This is a genomic window from Bacillus yunxiaonensis (assembly GCF_037104695.1).
GTDB lineage: Bacteria > Bacillota > Bacilli > Bacillales > Bacillaceae_G > Bacillus_A > Bacillus_A yunxiaonensis.
Genome location: NZ_JBAWSV010000006.1, coordinates 88970 through 107729, shown reverse-complemented (window position 1 = coordinate 107729; position 18760 = coordinate 88970). Strand labels below are relative to the sequence as shown.

At 36.2% G+C, this 18760-nt stretch carries 20 protein-coding genes; 7 read left to right on the top strand and 13 right to left on the bottom strand.

Annotated features, from left to right (window positions below; genetic code table 11):
• Positions 1-110: 110 nt before the first annotated feature.
• Both WAX78_RS17905 and WAX78_RS17900 read right to left on the bottom strand, forming a co-directional pair.
• A complete protein-coding gene (locus WAX78_RS17905) occupies positions 111-1301 on the bottom strand; it encodes an MFS transporter (RefSeq protein ID WP_336483341.1) in 1191 nt (396 codons plus the stop codon).
• A complete protein-coding gene (locus WAX78_RS17900; RefSeq protein ID WP_176524567.1) occupies positions 1294-1437 on the bottom strand; it encodes a hypothetical protein in 144 nt (47 codons plus the stop codon). The genes WAX78_RS17905 and WAX78_RS17900 overlap by 8 nt, the downstream gene beginning before the upstream one ends.
• Before the next feature lie 227 nt (positions 1438-1664).
• On the opposite strand from WAX78_RS17900, the gene WAX78_RS17895 reads away from it, so the two are divergent.
• Together WAX78_RS17895 and WAX78_RS17890 are read left to right on the top strand one after the other, a co-directional pair.
• The gene (locus WAX78_RS17895) at positions 1665-2243 is read left to right on the top strand and encodes a TetR/AcrR family transcriptional regulator (RefSeq protein ID WP_336483484.1); all 579 of its coding nucleotides are present in this window, start codon (positions 1665-1667) and stop codon (positions 2241-2243) included.
• Positions 2244-2841: 598 nt separating this feature from the next.
• The gene (locus WAX78_RS17890; RefSeq protein ID WP_336483340.1) at positions 2842-3414 is read left to right on the top strand and encodes a manganese efflux pump; all 573 of its coding nucleotides are present in this window, start codon (positions 2842-2844) and stop codon (positions 3412-3414) included.
• A 65-nt stretch (positions 3415-3479) separates the two neighbouring features.
• Here WAX78_RS17890 and WAX78_RS17885 read toward each other — a convergent pair whose 3' ends face one another.
• The 3 genes from WAX78_RS17885 to WAX78_RS17875 form a co-directional block, all read right to left on the bottom strand.
• The gene (locus WAX78_RS17885; protein ID WP_336483339.1) at positions 3480-4025 is read right to left on the bottom strand and encodes a GNAT family N-acetyltransferase; all 546 of its coding nucleotides are present in this window, start codon (positions 4023-4025) and stop codon (positions 3480-3482) included.
• Between the two features lie 92 nt (positions 4026-4117).
• Positions 4118-4663, bottom strand: coding sequence for a GNAT family N-acetyltransferase (locus WAX78_RS17880; RefSeq protein WP_336483338.1), 546 nt, complete (start codon positions 4661-4663; stop codon positions 4118-4120).
• A gap of 75 nt (positions 4664-4738) precedes the next feature.
• Positions 4739-5998: an MDR family MFS transporter gene (locus WAX78_RS17875; protein ID WP_336483337.1), complete on the bottom strand. Its 1260-nt coding sequence runs from the start codon at positions 5996-5998 to the stop codon at positions 4739-4741.
• 105 nt (positions 5999-6103) lie between these two features.
• Between WAX78_RS17875 and WAX78_RS17870 the strand changes: the two genes are divergently transcribed.
• The gene (locus tag WAX78_RS17870; RefSeq protein WP_336483336.1) at positions 6104-7840 is read left to right on the top strand and encodes an SgrR family transcriptional regulator; all 1737 of its coding nucleotides are present in this window, start codon (positions 6104-6106) and stop codon (positions 7838-7840) included.
• Positions 7841-7846: 6 nt separating this feature from the next.
• Here the strand turns inward: WAX78_RS17870 and WAX78_RS17865 are convergent, their stop codons facing one another.
• Complete coding sequence (locus WAX78_RS17865) at positions 7847-8344, bottom strand: Lrp/AsnC family transcriptional regulator (RefSeq protein WP_336483335.1); 498 nt, start codon at positions 8342-8344, stop codon at positions 7847-7849.
• Between the two features lie 270 nt (positions 8345-8614).
• Between WAX78_RS17865 and WAX78_RS17860 the strand changes: the two genes are divergently transcribed.
• Positions 8615-9544: a DMT family transporter gene (locus tag WAX78_RS17860; RefSeq protein WP_336483334.1), complete on the top strand. Its 930-nt coding sequence runs from the start codon at positions 8615-8617 to the stop codon at positions 9542-9544.
• Positions 9545-9727: 183 nt separating this feature from the next.
• Here the strand turns inward: WAX78_RS17860 and WAX78_RS17855 are convergent, their stop codons facing one another.
• Both WAX78_RS17855 and WAX78_RS17850 read right to left on the bottom strand, forming a co-directional pair.
• Complete coding sequence (locus tag WAX78_RS17855; protein WP_336483333.1) at positions 9728-10861, bottom strand: hypothetical protein; 1134 nt, start codon at positions 10859-10861, stop codon at positions 9728-9730.
• Positions 10862-11170: 309 nt separating this feature from the next.
• On the bottom strand, positions 11171-11533 hold the full coding sequence (locus WAX78_RS17850) for a MerR family transcriptional regulator (RefSeq protein WP_336483332.1): 363 nt from the start codon (positions 11531-11533) through the stop codon (positions 11171-11173).
• A 112-nt stretch (positions 11534-11645) separates the two neighbouring features.
• Here WAX78_RS17850 and WAX78_RS17845 point away from each other — a divergent pair, with 112 nt between their 5' ends.
• The gene (locus tag WAX78_RS17845) at positions 11646-12407 is read left to right on the top strand and encodes an SDR family NAD(P)-dependent oxidoreductase (protein ID WP_336483331.1); all 762 of its coding nucleotides are present in this window, start codon (positions 11646-11648) and stop codon (positions 12405-12407) included.
• Between the two features lie 92 nt (positions 12408-12499).
• Here the strand turns inward: WAX78_RS17845 and WAX78_RS17840 are convergent, their stop codons facing one another.
• Entirely contained in the window at positions 12500-13627 is a 1128-nt protein-coding gene (locus WAX78_RS17840) for a cation:proton antiporter (RefSeq protein ID WP_336483330.1), read from the bottom strand.
• Between the two features lie 316 nt (positions 13628-13943).
• Here WAX78_RS17840 and WAX78_RS17835 point away from each other — a divergent pair, with 316 nt between their 5' ends.
• Positions 13944-15347: an amino acid permease gene (locus tag WAX78_RS17835; RefSeq protein ID WP_336483329.1), complete on the top strand. Its 1404-nt coding sequence runs from the start codon at positions 13944-13946 to the stop codon at positions 15345-15347.
• 90 nt (positions 15348-15437) lie between these two features.
• Here WAX78_RS17835 and WAX78_RS17830 read toward each other — a convergent pair whose 3' ends face one another.
• The 3 genes from WAX78_RS17830 to WAX78_RS17820 all read right to left on the bottom strand — a co-directional run bounded on the left by WAX78_RS17830 (position 15438) and on the right by WAX78_RS17820 (position 16620).
• Positions 15438-15641, bottom strand: a complete 204-nt coding sequence (locus WAX78_RS17830; protein WP_336483328.1) for a hypothetical protein — start codon at positions 15639-15641, stop codon at positions 15438-15440.
• Positions 15642-15727: 86 nt separating this feature from the next.
• Complete coding sequence (locus WAX78_RS17825) at positions 15728-16330, bottom strand: DedA family protein (RefSeq protein ID WP_336483327.1); 603 nt, start codon at positions 16328-16330, stop codon at positions 15728-15730.
• An 11-nt stretch (positions 16331-16341) separates the two neighbouring features.
• Positions 16342-16620 carry a YkvA family protein gene (locus tag WAX78_RS17820; RefSeq protein ID WP_336483326.1) on the bottom strand — a complete coding sequence of 93 codons (279 nt, stop codon included), beginning with the start codon at positions 16618-16620 and terminating at the stop codon, positions 16342-16344.
• Positions 16621-17036: 416 nt separating this feature from the next.
• Here WAX78_RS17820 and ku point away from each other — a divergent pair, with 416 nt between their 5' ends.
• Entirely contained in the window at positions 17037-17858 is an 822-nt protein-coding gene (ku, locus tag WAX78_RS17815) for a non-homologous end joining protein Ku (RefSeq protein WP_336483325.1), read from the top strand.
• A 90-nt stretch (positions 17859-17948) separates the two neighbouring features.
• Here ku and WAX78_RS17810 read toward each other — a convergent pair whose 3' ends face one another.
• Positions 17949-18728 carry a DUF2935 domain-containing protein gene (locus tag WAX78_RS17810; protein ID WP_336483324.1) on the bottom strand — a complete coding sequence of 260 codons (780 nt, stop codon included), beginning with the start codon at positions 18726-18728 and terminating at the stop codon, positions 17949-17951.
• Positions 18729-18760 lie beyond the last annotated feature (32 nt).

The window sequence follows — 18760 nt, the reverse complement described above, 5'->3', positions numbered from 1 at the left end:
CTGGTTCTGGTGCAAAAACCTCAAAACAATTGCAATTAATCTCTAAAGCTTGGACATACCAAAAATTAAGCAGTCAGACGAATCCTGACTGCTTAATTTTGATTAAAGAACTATTTCTCCGTGGTAAAATAAAGCAGTGCTATGATCGGAAAAGCGATTCCCATCCATAATGCTGCACCCCATCCACCTGAGGCGTATGCCCATCCTCCGATAGAGGATCCAACAGCACCACCCAAAAAGAAAATAGCCATGAATAATCCGTTTAATCGACTACGAATTTCTGGCTCCAAAGAGAAAATCAAACGTTGACTAAGCACAAGGTTTGCGGATACTCCCATGTCCAACAGAATAGCTGCAACTACTAAAACAGCTATTCCAACGGGCGAGCTACTCCGAATCATGAGTGGTAGTAATAAAGAAACGATAACAACAGCGAGAGCTATCCCAGTGGCAAGCCGAGTCCATCCGCGATCAGCTAGACGGCCACCTACTGGCGCAGCTATCGCACCCGCAACTCCGACAAGCGCATACAGTGCTATATCTTTCTGAGAAAAATGAAAAGTAGGGCTAGACAATAATAACGGAACAGTAGTCCAGAATAAGCTGAAAGTCCCGAATACACACGCATGATAAATTGCACGACGGCGTAAGATCGGGGTAGTTCGCAGTAGTTTCCACATTGAACCGAGTAAGGCCGTATAGTTTGTGTTTGCCATTGGCCTCCTAGTAGGGAGTACTTTTGATAATATGATCGCTAAGAGAAGAATTACTGCCGCAGACAAGGCAAATATTGCATTCCATCCCCAAATGTCAGCTACTAGGCTTGATATCGGACGCGACAGCATGATGCCAAGTAACAGACCACTCATGACATTACCAACAACGCGGCCGCGTGTAGCTTCTGATGCAAGGTATGACGCAAAAGGTACGAGGACTTGTGCTGCGACCGATCCCAATCCGATGAAGAATGAAGCCACTAGGAAAAGAATGCCGTGTTTCACAAATACTGTGGCAGTCAGGGCGACTGCACTTAGAAGTAAAGATATAACTACTAGCTTTCGGTTTTCAACAATATCTCCTAAAGGCACAAGAAATAGTAAGCCGACAACATATCCAATTTGAGTTAGCGTTACAATCAATCCAGCACTACTAGTAGAAAGCCCAATTGCAGAACTAATTAACCCAACCAAGGGCTGTGCATAATAAAGATTAGCTACAATGATGCCACATGCAGTTGCTAGAAGTATGGTTAACCCCGTTGAAATATCTTTATCAATTGTTTGATTTTTTAAATTAGACATAGTTAACTCCTCCTATACCATTATCCCGAAGTTCTTGGATCATCTTGGCAAATGCTGCCGCAGTGTCAGACGCCATTTTACTAAATTGAGTCTGAACTGCATCCAACTCTTCTTTCAAGACTTTCAATTGTGCCATCTCTCTCCTCTCCCATGTATTATTGTAATAAGTTCTTGTGGAGTCTTAGGCTTAGTTGCATCAGTTAACATTGTAAGATTTTTTAACTTTCAAATACTAAACGTTTAGTTCATTAATTAAAATAAATAATATACTAAACGTTCAGTTTTGTAAATAGGCTATTTTGTTTTTTATTCAAATTAAGTATACTAAACGTATAGTTTATATTTTTGGAAGGAATGATTAATGTGCAAAGTAAAAGAGGTCGGCCGCGTAATGTCGAAACGCATAAGTCTATCCTTTCCGCATCCTATGAGTTATTGTTGGAAACGGGCTTTAAAGCGGTCACGGTCGATAAAATTGCAGATCGTGCTAAAGTTAGTAAGGCCACGATTTATAAATGGTGGCCTAACAAGGCAGCCGTGGTAATGGATGGTTTTCTTTTTGCTGCCGCTGCCAAATTGCCTGTGCCTGATACGGGCTCGGCATTAAATGATATTCTAATTCACGCCACGAGTTTAGCCAGATTTTTGACAAGTCGGGAAGGGACCATTATTACGGAGTTAATAGGCGAAGGGCAGTTTGATTCAAAATTGGCTAAGGAATATCGTACCCGATATTTTCAGCCCCGGCGACTCCAAGCTAAGCATCTTCTGGAGAAGGGAATTCAGCGAGGAGAATTGAAAGAAACTCTCGATATTGAATTAAGCATCGATCTCATTTACGGGCCGATTTTCTATCGTTTGCTCGTAACTGGCGAAAAGTTGGATGATTCCTATGTGCATCATTTGGTGATGAATGCGTTTGAAGGAATCCGATTGACCTGAATAACATTCGAACAAAAATTTATTTACCACGAAATTGCCGATTCTCCGCTCTCTCGATATAAGCCGTCATGACCTTTCATCACTTTAATATAGCTGAGCGATATCGACCATCGGAGAATCGAAGAGCACTTTTTGAATCTATACCTGACCGATAAACTGGGTTTCTAACCATATTAATGAATTGGATAGTGTGAATTTAGAGAGTATTGAGGAGCATTATATTATACGGATACAAATTTATCTTAAGTTGATGGGCATGTGTTGTGCCCCCTACTAGGAGGGAGTAGACTTTTTTGTTCATTTCATTGTTCTAAAAAAAAAGCAGAAGTATATATATTTCTACTTCATAAGTCAAATGATTTACGAAATTCCCCATTCTTATTTAAATCAGCTATATGGCTACTATCGCAAGACTGCGCATAGTAGTCTTTTTCTATTTTTCTAGGCACCAATTCCATAAAACCTTCATATAGTAAGAACAGATTTATTCCTCGGTAAAACGCCGCCGCAATATTCAGGGGAATGAAAAAAAGAAGTTCAGTGGGAGATAAAAAAAACCACTCATGGAAGTTTCACTTTATTTTTTGGAGGTTTTCCTATGCATTGGTTATCTATTTTACTTATCGGAATCGGAGCAAACTTAGATAATTTAGGAATTGGTTTATCTCTTGGAATGAAAAAAATGCACATGACAGTAATGGCTAATCTCTTTATTGCTATTATTTCTATGCTTGCGGCATATCTTTCAGTTGTAGCTGGTTCATTTATTTCGCAATATATTTCTAAAGATACTGCAAATATAAGCGGCTGCATTCTCCTTATTGGTCTAGGCACATGGACTATCTTATCTGAATATTTATCACGCCCTTCTCCTATTCTTCAAAATCCAGAGCAAGTAGACAAAGATGATAATAATACAATTTCTTGGAAAGAATCTTTTTACTTAGGAATTATTTTATCTCTAAATTGCCTTACAATGGGGTTTGGTGGTGGAATGAATGGACTTTCTCCAATTTGGACTGCAGTGTCTGTTGGATTCTTTTCATTCGTTTCCATTATGATTGGTTCGCAGTCTGGATATAAGCTGTCACAAACATTCATTGGCAAATACTCAAATGTTTTATCCGGCCTTTTACTCATTGTAATTGGTGTATATGAATTTTTTGCATGACCAGAAAATAAAAAGAATCCATTTTGGTCAAAATGGATTCTTTTTATTTCGAAGCGCCAATAAACTTAATTCCGAGTAAAAGCATTAGTTGGAAGCAAGGAGTAAACGTTCGTATCATATGGAACATTATTTTGATACATATAATTTCTAAGAACGCCTTCATTTTGAAAACCTAGTTTTGTTAGTAACACATTAGATGCTTTATTTTCTGTAAAAACAACTGCTCCAATACGAGTTAATTCAAGCTCAGTAAATCCATATGATATAACCTTTAAAACTGCTTCAGTGGCATACCCTTTCCCCCAGTGCTCAGGTAAAAGTGCATAAGCGATTTCAGCTCTCTTATGTTCAGAAGACCAGTCATGAAATCCAATCGTTCCAATAATCCCTTCTGTTTCTTTCCTTTCAATTCCCCATTTTATTCCTCGTTTTTCTTTGTAGTTATTTGAAAAATTCCTAATTATATTTTTCACCTGTTCTAGATCTGTTAATGGATTTTGCCCATAGTAACGTAATACATCTTCATTCGAAAAGCAATTCAATATCCCTTGTGCATCATCTTCTATTAGCTCTCTTAAGATTAGTCTTTCTGTTTCTAAGATAGGAAACATTCTCCCACTCCTTTTTATCTGCCTTCAACAGGCATGTATCACTTTAGAATTAGCAATCCTATTTTTATTTGCTACACTTATCACGATATAGTTTATCCATTAAACCTCCCCATCAAAATAGTATTATAGTAATTCCCATCCGATAGCATTTTGTCATTTTTCAAGATACCCTCTACTTCAAAACCGTATCTTTCATAAAGGCTTTTCGCTTTCTCGTTCGTTTCAAGAACATTCAAAGTGATTTTCTTAATTCCATGTGAGTCTGCCCAATTGACGGATTCTTTTAAAAGGTTCTTTCCAATACCGTATCCCCAATACTCTTGTAATACGCACACGCCGAATTCTATTTTATGAGATGTTCTTTTCAATTTATTTCCTGCACACCTTGAAAAACCTACAATTCTTCCATTCACTTCGGCTACTAAAAATAGATTACTAATACTGTCTGTATCCTCTTTAATGATCTTTTTAAACCCAACTTCATCTATGTATGCTTCGCCTTTTTCTCTATCTAAATTTTCTGTTTCGCCATCTATTTGTAATCGTACTTCAGATAATTTTTTTGCATCTTCTTCCATTGCAGACCTAATCATATAACGTATATTACGAATATAAAATTCTTTTGGGCTAATTTTCATTACAATTACCTCCTACCCTAACTATTTAACACCTTTTAAGAAAGCTACTTGTCCTCAAAACAAGCAGCCTTCTCATTACCCTATCTTCTCTACCTTCGCCCCTTGACGATGATACATATCAACTGCTTTTTTAAATAAGAATATGCTGCTTATCCCTATTAAACAGTACAAGATGCTCATTCCCCAAGAAGCAATAACGGAACCGATCATAATGCCGAGCGTTCCAACCATTTTCGCAATTTGAAAGACCATGCCGTTAATCGCCATATAGGAACTTCTTGCATCGTCCCTTGCCATATCTGCCCGAATAGACTGACTTACTGGAACATACATCATCTCTCCAATTGTTTGGAACAAACCTGCTAGTAATAAAATCCATAGACTGTTACTTGCTCCAAATATCGTAAATCCAATTGTATATATAAATAAACCTGTATAAAGCACTTTCCGGTCCTCAAAGTGATTCATGATTTTCACAACAAGAGCTGAAAATAAAACAACTAATACGGTATTCTCGGTGGAGATCCAACTTAGCATCCGAATACCGGTTAAATCAAAGTGATTTCCGTTCCATAGTGAAAATGTCATTGTTTCAAATTCTTTCTGCAAACGGACTCCAATATAATTGTTAATTTGAAACTCTAATGATAATGCGCATATGCTTGCCAAGCACAATACGATAAATGCTCGATCTTTTACGACAACCCGGTAATTATTTACCATATCCTGCAAAACGTTTTTCTTTTCCGCTTTCTTTTGAACTACATATACTTCTTCCATATAAACTGTAATTAAATACAATGTTAATAATGCAATACCTGTCAGCAGCATAAATAATTGGAATCGGTAGTGTTCAAAAAGAAGTCCACCGAAAATTGCACCAATGGCGATAGATAAATTGATTGCCCAGTAATTAATGCTGTACATCATTTTTCGGTTTTCCGGTGTACTTACATCAATCAACATCGCTTCTGTTGCTGGGTTCATCACGCCAGAACCAATGCTGTTTATAAGTAAAAAGACAAATGTGAGCCAAGGTGAATCTATATAATCTGAGTTCACAATACCCATGCAAGCAATAGAGACTACTTGAATTACCTGCCCAATAATCATGACCTTTTTCCGCCCTAATGTATCAGCAATATAGCCTCCATATAAGCCAACGATAAGTGAGGCAATGACATTCAATAACAATAAAAATCCTGCTAATGCTGCTCCTAATTTTATGGAGAAATAAATCGCCATAAACGGAAAAATCATCGTTCCTACTGTTCGAGTTAAAAAGGATGTAATAATTCTAATTTTAATGTTGCGATGCATAGACCAAAATCCCATATTTTTCCCCCTCCTCCTGTTTCTTCATTTTACTTTGAAAAAGAGGAAGAAAAAGGTTAAAATATTCAGAAGAGTTTCCCCTTTTAGAAAAAGGAGATGTATAACATGAAAATTATGGACCACTACATAAGACTAAGACTTTTCTTTCCAAATGAACAACATATTCAAAATAGTCTCCAGGAATTGGCTGCTATTTTATTTTGCAGCACAAAAAATGTGAAAATTTTACTTAAAAAAATGAGTGAAGAAAAACTGATTGAATGGATACCAGGGAGAGGTCGGGGAAATAAAACAGAAGTTCACTTCCTGCAAACATTTGGAGAAGCGATTTTACCGCATGTTGAAGAACTTTTAAAAAATGAGAAGTTAAAGGAAGTGTTTTTATTATTGAAAGAATCGCTGCCTTTCTTACTGCGAGAAAAGATAGAAGAGCGATTAAACACTTATTTTGGACATACAACTTCAGATGATTTATATGATGTATTAAAAATTCCATATAAACGAAAATTACTCTCCATTGATCCGGCATTTGCTGCCGTTACAACTGAAAGTCATCTTATTAGCCAAATCGTTGACACATTGGTGAGATATAACGAGGAAACAGATACATTCGAGCCCCATTTAGCACATACGTGGGAAATTAGCGAAGATCAATTGAAGTGGACATTTTATTTACGAAAAGGGGTTCGTTTCCACCACGGCAAAACGTTATCGGGAAAAGATGTAATCTTCTCATTCGAAAGATTACAAACCATTCACTCACCTTTTACTTGGTTAACAGAGGAAATTACTTCAATGGACACTCCTTCTCCTTTACAGGTAGTGTTTCATTTACGAAAACCGAATCGTTTTTTTCTCCATTACATAAGCTCTGTACAATTATCGATTTTACCGCATGACGTAATAATCCAAAATCACCAGTATATTGGTACGGGTCCCTTTAAAATCAAAAACTTCACCGAAGATCACATTATCTTAGAAGCATTTCCAGATTATTTTAAAGAGCGGGCACTACTGGATCGAATTGAATTTTGGCTCGTTCCAGAACGGTCCAACATACAAACAAATTACGTATTACCGAATATGAGATGTGAAGAAGAAAAAGCGGTGGAAACAGAAGAAATCGGCTGTATATACGCAGCGTTTAATTTTCAAAAAGACGGCCCGCAGCATGATTTTTACTTCCGAAAAGCATGGGCAGAAATAATGGACCCCACATCATTAATTCAAGACCTCGGCGGGAAACGTACGATGCCAGCTTATAGCTTCTTTCCTGATAAGAGCCGAACAATGTATAAAGAAACATCTTTATCTAAGGCAAAAGAATATTTACAACAAAGTACGTATAACGGAGAAATCATACACATTTACTTCTTTGCATTTAAAGATGGTGAACATGATGCTATATGGTTACAAAAACGCTCTGAATCACTTGGCATACGTTTACAGCTGCACCCATTTCCAATCACCGATTACTTTAACGAAGATATTACAAAACAAGCTGATATCATTTTAACAGGAGAAGTTCTCGATGCAGATCTTGAAATGGCCTTTTTACATATATTCAAAAATAAAAGCTGTTTTGTTCATCGATTTAGACATCCACATCTTCAAAAACAAATTGATAAACTGCTCGATCAATTTGTAGCAGAACCAAGTAAAGAAAAACGATACAACTTAATATATGAAATAGAAAAAATTCTTAGTGATCAATACCTTCTTGTCTTTTACTATCATGTCTTAAAAAGAAGAAGTTTCCCTTCCTCTTTGCAAAATGTCACCATTGATTCTTTCGGATGGACAGACTTTGCAAAACTGTGGATTCGTCCCCATACACAATAGGCGGAGCTAAACAGCTCCGCCATCTTTTTCGCTCTGCAGGGGCAATACAGTAGAATACTTAATTTCCCGCAGTGCTAAACTCGTTTGAATTCTCGTAATACCGAGCATATTTAATTTACGAATAAAACGTTCCAGCTCGCTTCGATCTCGATGTACAACTTTTAAAATATAATCATACTCCCCCGTTAAACAATGACATTCCAATACTTCCGGCATTTCGTGCATAGCCTTCTCTAACACTTCTAGCTTCTCCGCTTGATGAATATTTGTACTGACAAAAATAAAGCATAATAAATCAAATCCCAATTTCTCTTGATTTAAAATTGCTACTTGCCGATTAATAAAGCCTTCACTTTCTAATCGCTTCACCCGTGCATGTGTAGCTGGCGGCGAAAGATTAACGCGGCGTGCAACCTCCGCATTACTCAGCTGTCCTTCCTGTTGCAGCACATCTAAAATTTGTACATCTAAATCATCTAACCCCTTACGAACTACATGTTCCATTTCCAATCTCCCTTTTCCAAACAAACGATTATTCACCAAAACATATAACAACTGTACTTAAAATGAATAAAATTCTGCAAAATAACATAACAACTTTACATTATTTCGAATTTTATTAATTATACAAAACAACATATATGACAAACAAGAAAAATGCTACAATTTACATAGTTTAAAGTATATACATCATACCACCGTGCACAGTGGCTATCTTTCATCAAATGGGCAATGCGCAAGCCCTACTTTCTTGTAAAGGAGCTAACTCATATTATGCCTTATGTTATTTTATTACTCATCACAAGCTTATTGTGGGGCGGAAATTTTGTAGTGGGAAAATCTCTTGTCGGGCACGCTTCCCCTATGACACTGACTACTCTTCGGTGGATTATTGCAGTCATTTGTCTTTTCCCAATTGTATGGTTAAAAGAAAAGAAACTTTTTCCACCGAAAGATGCAATTCTTCCTTTATTTCTTATGGGGGTTACTGGTGTTGTTCTCTTTAACATTTTTCAATTTTGGGCATTAGAGCATACATCAGCAACAAATGTTGGTCTTATCTCTACATTAAATACGATTTCTATCGCTGTTTGTTCAGCTTTATTTTTAAAAGAAAAAATTAATATATTTCAAATTACATCTATGATTGTCTCATTTTTCGGCGTTACTCTCGTTCTTTCAAAAGGGAAAATAGATACATTGCTTTCCTTACATTTTAATATAGGTGATTTATGGATGATGGCTGCGGTATGTGTGTGGGGAATCTATTCCATTTGCAGCAGATGGGCAACGAAAAAGACGACACCAATGATGTCCACCTTATATTCTGGTATCTTTGGTATCATCATACTAGCTCCCTTTAACATCTCTCATTTTACTATTTCAAATATGAACGCTTCGTTCTTAGGATCCATTATGTATACAGGCGTTATCTCAACTGTGTTATGTATGGTTTTTTGGAATATCGGTGTCCAAAAATTAGGTGCGACTACTTCAGGTATTTTTTTAAATTTCAATCCTATTTTCACTTCCATCTTAGCGTTTCTATTATTAGGTGAACAAATGACGTGGATGCAAATTGTAGGAAGTGTGATTGTTATTGCAGGATGTTATTTATTCTCTCACTTTAAATCTCATGCGATTTCTAAACAAGAATATACAACGACGCAACACACAAGCACTCCCCTAGCACGGAGTAACTAATGACAAAGAAATCCCCCGCTTTCCTTTAAAGAATAAAGCAGCGGGATTTAGAGTTATATAAAACGCAATGAAAAAAGACTTCAGTATAACCGAAGTCTTTTTTCTTCATAAATCCTCAAAAAATTTGTATAAAACAGCTATTTTTATAGAATTTCATTTTCAACAAAAAGAAGCTATTATATTTTAATTTAGTAATTGGCCTGTTCCTGAGAAATAATATTTCTTCCCATCTACATATACTGGCCCAAAAGCAGCTTGTCCAGAAGGCATAAAATAATACCATTTATTTTGATCATATACCCAGCCAGTCGCCATTTCGCCTGATGAATAAAAATAGTAAGATTTATAGTTTATAGTTTTAAGACCTACTGCCATTTCGCCAGACGGATTTAAATAGTACCACTTTCCACTTTCGTATATCCAACCTGTTTGCATTTCACCAGATGTGTTTAAATAATACCATTTATTTTTATCTTGAATCCATCCCTTTGCCATTTCTCCTGATGCATTTAAATAGTACCATTTACCACCATATTGGAACCATCCTGTTTTCATCTCTCCAGACGGATTTAAATAATACCATTTGTTTTGATTGTATATCCAACCAACTGCCATTTCGCCGGACGGATTCATATAATACCATTTATTCTCATCTTCAACCCAACCAGTCATCATTTGTGCTGTGTTTGGATCAAAATAATACCATTTGCCTTCAATAGACCGCCAATTTCTTATATAATAATAATAATCGTCGTAAGGATTCAACACATAGTACCATTTATCTTCGTCCAATAACCAACCTTCAAAATGCATAGACGGATTTAAAATTTTAAATTGAATGACATCTGAATATTCATCTGCATTCGCATCAGGACTAACTCCAAAACGCGCGTAAATGTATAAATCATTCTCAAAATCTTTTTCCTCAAATGTAAAATGATACATTATGGGATCTTCTTCTCCAGATGTGAATTTACTCTCTGTTATGTATTCTAACGAACCATTTTCCTTTTCGCGAAACAGTTCTATTACATAATTCCTATCTCGAGAGGCAACGTCTCTATGATCTACTTCTATATCAATCGAATTCTTATCTGCCACCCAAGATGCTAATTTATGTTCATTCCCCTTGCTGTCTATTAAATTCCCAAGATATACACCATTCGGAGCAAGCGGATAATATTGCGAATTAAATATACTCTCTTCTTCATCTACATTCACCTGTTGTACAGAATCACTCATCGCCTGTGAATATGTAGGAAGAGAAAAAGTGAAGTAGATTGAAGCAATTAAAAACAGTAAAAAACACCTTTTCATTTAATCAATTCCTTTCTATATAATCTTATCTTTTTAGTTCGCCTTATTATAAAATCGCAAGATTTTCCTGTCTATAAATTTTCCTCAGGTAAAATTTAACACAAAATGAAACTTCCTTATAATCTAAAACAGTTCCTAAACAAAAATATACAACTCCGCAGCATACAAGTACTAACGTTGCACGCAGCAGCTAAAATATTGAATATATCAAAGAAATCCCGCCGCTTCTCTTTAAAGAATGAAGCGACGGGATTTCTAATTATATAGAGCGCAATACACTTAATTTATTTTCTCTTATAGAACCTGCATCTAATCTTGTTTACTGATGAAATCTTTGTAAGCGGAAATTTTATACTCAAGCATCTCATCCGCGGCTTTTAACGTTCTGATTTGTTCCTGAATAGAGTGCTTATGTTCTTCTAAAAGGTTTAATCGCTCTGTTGTAGTATGATCTCCTTCTAATGCTAATGAAGCATACTTCCTTATTTTTGCGATGGGCATTTGTGTTTCTTTTAACTTGATAACAAATTGCAGCCATTTAATATGCGAGTCGTTATATCGTCTGTCTCCACTGGCATCACGAACGGGAATTATAATTTTTTCCTTTTCGTAATACCGCAATGTATGCGTGCTTATCCTTAACATTTTAGCCACTTCACCAATAGTGTACATAAAAAACCCCCACATTAAATTCCTCTTGACTTAGAGTTCACTCTAATCAGTATAATCAGCTCATAGTTCTTTCACAATAAAATTAAATTAATAAAATTCAGGAGGAATTTATATGAAATATACGGTTATTACGGGTGCCAGTTCAGGAATTGGATATGAAACAGCTCTTGCTTTTGCGGCTCGCGGAAAAAACTTAATCCTAGCAGCACGCAGAACGGAGGAATTGGAAAAATTAAAATCAAAAGTGGCTGACATTAACGTAAATCTGGATGTTGTCATTCGAACTGTTGATCTATCTGTTACTGCAAATGTTTATGAATTCTACGAAAGTCTTCAGGATTATCAGATTGAGACTTGGATCAACAATGCTGGATTTGGAAACTTTGCTTCTGTTGGGGAACAAAATTTAAATAAAATTGAGAAAATGCTTCACTTGAATATTGAATCCTTAACTATTCTGTCCTCGCTTTATGTACGTGACTATGCAAATATTGAAGGAACGCAACTCATCAATATTTCTTCTGGAGGAGGATACGTGATTGTTGCTGATGCTGTGACCTATTGTGCGACAAAGTTCTATGTAAGTGCCTTTACAGAAGGGCTAGCACGAGAATTGAAAGAAAAAGGAGCAGCCATGCAAGCAAAAGTCTTGGCTCCTGCTGCAACTGAAACTGAATTTGCTAAACGTTCTTTAGATGCGGATGAGTTTACTTATAAAGGAGCCGTTCCAAAATTTCATACTGCAAAAGAAATGGCTGGATTTATGTTAGATCTTTACGATAGCGAGAAGGTACTTGGAATTGTTGATGGAGAAACGTATGAATTCGAATTAAGAGATCCAATTTATCCATATGTGACACGGACAAGAAAATAGTTTTTACAAATCACCGATTTCTGGTACGTTAAGAAGTTGGTGATTCTTAATAGGGGTAATGACAGGATACTGTCATTACCCCTATTACACTCTCACACAAAATACTTCTTCAACAAAGGCGGCGTAATAATCGTCGTCAAAATAACAACAATTACAATCGACGTAAAATTCTCTTTTGCTAATAAATTTGCAGTCAATCCATTTGAAGCAATAATTAGTGCCACTTCTCCCCTTGATACCATTCCCGCTCCAATACTAATAGAGGATCGTAAATCAAATCCCGTTAATCTTGCTCCGAGTCCTGAGCCGACTAATTTTGTCAATATAGCAATAATGGTCATAATGACAATGAACCATATTTGATTTCCTAATCCTTGAAAGGTAATTTCCATACCAATACTAACGAAAAAGACTGGGACGAAAATCGCATACGCAATTGGCTCAATTTTACGTTCTACTTCATGCTTATATGAAGTTTGTGAAATCGCGATTCCGGCAGCGAATGCCCCAATAATTCCAGCAATCCCCATGACTTCACTATAATAAGCGAATGAAAAACAAATAATGAGCGCTGCACTAATTAATGACTCTGAAACACGAAGCGGTGACAATACTTTCATAATGAAGGGGACACCTTTCCAGCTAATTAGAAAAATAGTAACAAAAAAGATGACTTTCTTCGCGATTATGAGTGTTACATTCACATCTTGTGAACCGAGAAAACTCATCACAAATGCTAACAATATAACAACGATAACGTCATCAAATACGGCTGCTCCTAAAATGGTGGTACTTTCCCTCGTATTCATTTTCCCAAGATCACGCAATGTTTGAACAGAAATACTAACAGAAGTAGCGCAAAGAAGCAGTCCTAAAAAAATCGCATGTGCCTGCGACATTCCAAATAAAAGGCCCGCAACATATCCTCCAATAAACGGAAAAATAATCCCCCCTATTGCTACAGCAAAGGACGATGTAAGATTGCGATTTAATTCCTCTAAATCTGTTTCAAGCCCTGCCATAAACATAAGAAGCAATACACCAATTGCACTTAGTTCATCAATAAGCTCAGAACTATTAATAATGCCAAACATAGCTGGACCAATAACAATTCCAATAATTAATTTTCCTAATACAGCCGGTTGTCCAAGCCGAACACTAATATCACCAGCAAGTTTTGTGCAAAGTAAAATGATGACAAGTTCAAAATAAAATAACATAGTATCTACTCCTACATAAAAAATGCATTAATTTCTTACAATAGTGTTTGCTCAAATATGTCGTTTTATTTGTTACACTTTACATTGACGAAATATTCTGAATTATGATAAATTTACTAATGAAATTACATATTTATCCTAAAAATAACGTACAACTGCACCATTCTCCATTTTATTTATACATAATACTATTTCTACTCTCTACTTAGTGCTTTAAGGGGCTACGTCCAAACTTAGCAGTTGTATCTATTTATCCCGTACTAACGGGCAGTAAGACCCCCACTAATGATTAACTTTATAGAGAGGAGATTCAAATTTGAAAACACTTTTACGAAAGAAACCCCTTACGACCGAAGCACCACGTCAACTCAATCGAACATTAGGTGCCCTTGATTTAACCTTTTTAGGAATTGGAGCTGTTATCGGAACAGGTATTTTTGTTTTAACCGGTATTGTTGCGGCAAAGCATTCTGGTCCTGGTATTATGCTATCCTTTCTACTCGCTGCCTTTACGTGTGCATGCGTCGCTTTTTGCTATGCTGAGTTTTCATCTTCTATCCCAATTTCAGGAAGCGTTTATACATATGCTTATATGACAGTTGGAGAAATTGTCGCTTTTATCATCGGCTGGTGTTTAATGCTTGAATATTTGCTCGCAGTTGCTGCCGTTGCTGTCGGCTGGTCTGGTTATTTACAATCCCTGCTGCTCGGATTTGGAATCAAACTCCCGGCCATCATCGCCTCTGCCCCCGGTATAGGAAAAGGAGGCATCATTGATTTACCAGCTGTCCTCATTATACTTCTTATTACAACATTATTAAGTAGAGGCATTCGCGAAAGCGCTCGCATAAATAATATTATGGTACTCATTAAACTAGCCGTCATTATTGCTTTTATCGTTGCTGGCGCAAAATATGTAAAACCAGAAAACTGGACACCGTTTCTGCCATTTGGTTACGATGGCATTATCGCCGGTGCCGCAACTGTATTCTTTGCTTTTTTAGGCTTTGATGCGATTGCAACTGCTGCTGAAGAAACAAAGAAACCACAGCGCGACTTACCAATTGGAATTATTGGTTCTCTTCTTATTTGTACCGCACTATATATAATTGTTTCCTTTGTATTAACTGGTATGGTTCCTTACACACAATTAGACGTATCAGATCCAGTTGCTTTTGCTTTGAGGTTTGTCGGTGAAGACACGATTGCTAGTTTGCTGGCAGTAGGGGCAATGACTGGAATGACAACTGTTATTCTCGTCGTTATGTACGGACAAGTCCGTGTCTCTTATGCGATGAGCCGCGATGGATTATTGCCAAAAGCTTTATCTCGCGTAAATGAAAAATTCAAAGTTCCTTTAGTAAACACATGGATTATGGGTATCGCCGCTGCTGCACTTGCTGGTTTATTAGATTTACATCTGCTTGCAAATCTTGTAAGCATCGGTACATTAACAGCATTCACGTTCGTTAGCCTTGCGGTACTTATTTTACGAAAAACACATCCAAACTTACCAAGGGCATTCCGAGTGCCATTCGTTCCTATCTTACCAATCGTTGCAATTTGCTGTTGTCTATACTTAATGTTTAACCTTTCAAAAGAAACATGGATTGGATTTGGAGTATGGCTAACAATCGGTTTATGCGTATACTTTTTCTATTCGAAACGAAACAGTAATCTACTCATTGCCAAAACGGATGATGAAAAAAAAGAAGCGTAAAAAAGAAAGCTCGCTGTTTCTAGCGAGCTTTCTTTTATGTTCCAAGAACTGTTTAATTTACGTAATCAATCACCAGTTAGAAGTTGTACTTTATTTTTGTTCTTCCTTCCTCTTTTTCCAAGTTTCAATACTTTCAAAGAAAAAGTTAATAAACAACGCTCCTAATCCCGCTAATATAAAAGTGATTAAAAAAAGAACCCACAGGCTTTTCTCTTGCAAATATTTATACCCGACTAGGAGCACAACAATAATCCATATATATTCAAGAATTCTTTTTATCGCTTTTTTCGACATCTAATCCGCTCCTTCTAAACAATCTCTATTCTATTTTAACATACTCTCTTCTTCTTTAAAGAACGGTCATATATAGAGTCCCCATATCAATATTCTGTTCTACTTTTTTTCTTAACCATTTTAGAAATAACCATTCCAATCATAAAAACAAAAACAACACCTAATATAGGCAACATATACTGATCCACAATAGCGCCAGCCTTCTGCCAATGCGGGCCAAGCTTCATTCCAATATAAATATACATGGTGGTTACCGGTACCATCGCCACAAATGTGTAGATAGTAAACTGCACAATATTCATTTTCGCCATTCCGCATGGAACCGAAATAAGTGTGCGTACACCTGGAATAAATCGTCCGGTAAATGCTACCACGGGTCCATATTTTGCAAAGAAATCGTCCGCTTTTTGAATTTGTTCTTCTTTAATGAAAAAATACTTTCCATATTTGAGTAATAGCGGACGACCTCCGTAATATCCTAGGGCATACAATGTTAATGGTCCTGTTGTTCCTCCAATTGTTCCCGCTAAAACCGCAATCCAAAAAGTCATATCACCTTCATATACCCAATATCCAACGAGCGGTAATACAATCTCAGCAGGAACAAATTCAAACGTTAAAGCAAAAATAACGCCAAAATAAGAGAATTGTTTTAAGTAATGAATAAAATCTAAAATAAGCTGTTCCATCTATCTTTCTCCTATTCTACTAATCCATATTTATCCTGCAAATGAACAGGTGCCATCTTGACAATGCGCTGCAAAATAAACAGAATCACCGCTACATCATCCAGCACACCAAAAAACAATAAAAAGTCTGGAATGATATCGAATGGAAACATAACATATCCACATAAAAATAAGATAGAAAGTACCTTTTTCTTAAATTCCACATCCTTTGATGTAAAGAATTCATATAAAAACGGAATAAATTTACGAACTTGGAAAATCAGACGTATTCTTTTCCACAACTTTCTCATATTCCTTCTCCTCTCTCGGTCTCCTATTACAGCATACAAAAAGGACCTTTACCAAGATGGTAAAGGTCCTAAAAAGACAATAAGGGGCCTCTACCACGTCTGGTAAAGGTCTCACTAACAACATATTGTTGCTAATAAAGCCGAGGGTTTCTCCCTGTAATGACGACTTTATTATTAAAGTTACTCCCCTTTATATACGTAATTTTATAAGGTCATCTTAAAAGGTTTAATAGAAAATGTCAATACTTTCTATCACTGCAGTAATTGATTAAAATGCTTATTGTCTATTCATACTCTATTACTTAGTAACGCTGTCTACTGAAGTGCCTATGTATAAGAAACCTCCATCGCTAACATAATATATATATTCATTTTCTTTACATAACAATAATTCTATATATAAGGAGGATATTCTTGTGCATACAATTTGGAAAGGCTCTCTCTCACTTGGGTTGTTAAAGATCGGGATTAAATTGTATAGTGCAGTAGAAGAAAAAGATATTAAGTTACTACACCTGCACAAAGATTGTCTTACACCTATTAAATACAAAAAGATCGCTCCCGATTGTTCAGATGAAGAAGTAGAAGAAGCAGAAATTGTGAAAGCTTACGAATACGAACCCCATAAATATATTATTTTAGAAGAACAAGAATTAAATGATTTGAAAAAAGAACACGAATTACGAGCAATCCGCATTCTTTCATTTGTTCAACAAGATGAAGTAGATTCTATTTTTTTCAATCGTTCTTATTTTATTGGTCCTACTCCAGGTTCAGAAAAGGCATATTTATTATTAAAAGAAGCTCTTGAACGCACAAATAAGTTAGGACTTGTACATATTTCGCTTCGTCAAAAACAACATTTAGCAATCATCCGTAATTTTCATGAAGGTTTAATGCTGCAAACAATTCACTATTCAGATGAAATACGAAAAATTGAAAGTGTTCCAAATCTACCGAAACATGAAGAAACACCTTTGCAAAAACAAGAGCTCGTTGCCGCAATGAATCTCATTCATCACCTTACAACTCCCTTTACACCAGAAGAATATACAGATGAATATAGAGAAGCCCTCCTTGACCTCATTGAAGAAAAAATAGAACATCACGAAAAAACCGAAACCATTTTCCAATCTAAAAATATTGTAGATATCATGGCAACATTAAACGCTAGTATTGAACAAACAAAGCAACTATCTAAGCAAAAAAGCAAAACAAACAAACGGAAAGCAAAATAAGGTGAAACTTCCATCAGTGAGGGACTTCATTTCACACTCATGGAAGTTTCACTCCCCAAAAGCAGCGGGGTAAATAAACTTTTCATGCTTCTAAAAAGGTGTACACTTTGGAATCTCTATCCCTGAAGATTGTGCAAGTTTTAATAGGTAATAACACTCTTCCCTTGTCATATGATCTGCCATTCTCGCCGAAAACGAACTTAACACTTGTTCCGATAACTCTAGTTCTTCTAATTCATGAAGAAAACGTGAAAATAAAGTAATCTCTAACGAGACATCTTTTGTAAATTTCTTTAAGGCTGGAAAAGATGTTAATTCTGACCGTAAATAACCAGTCATTTCAACCGCTTTTATATAAAATTGCTCAAAATGCTTTTCGTACGCTTGGCTTTTTTCTTTTAAACGCTTCTCAACAAGATCTAGTTCGCCAGAAATGGACCCTGCATGACCAGCTGCATCTATTAACCATACGAGATGATAATGTAATTCGTGAAAAAGAGGAGGCACTTTACCCTCCATCAAGTTTTTAAGTACTGTTATGTATTCTTCCACTTCATTAACCATATGATTAAGAAATGTAGGTGTAAGATGAATGACGATTTTCCCTTCCAATTGTTTACGAATAATATGCAATTTAAAATTTCTAATCTCATTTGCAGCTTCATTCGCCTCTTTTGCAAATGAAATTAGGTTGGCAGTCTGAAGTTTCGTTGACAACTCACCAAATTTTTGCTCAAAATACATTGCCTTTTGAATTTCTTCCTTTTCCTTTGGGGCTAAAGCATCTACCAAAAAGTGCGCGTGATCTCCTAAAACTCTTAACCAAAATTTATGCTCAAATAAGGCACTTTCTTCATAAGCTCGATTCACCAGATTCTCCCCCTCGCAGCAAACATTCTCTA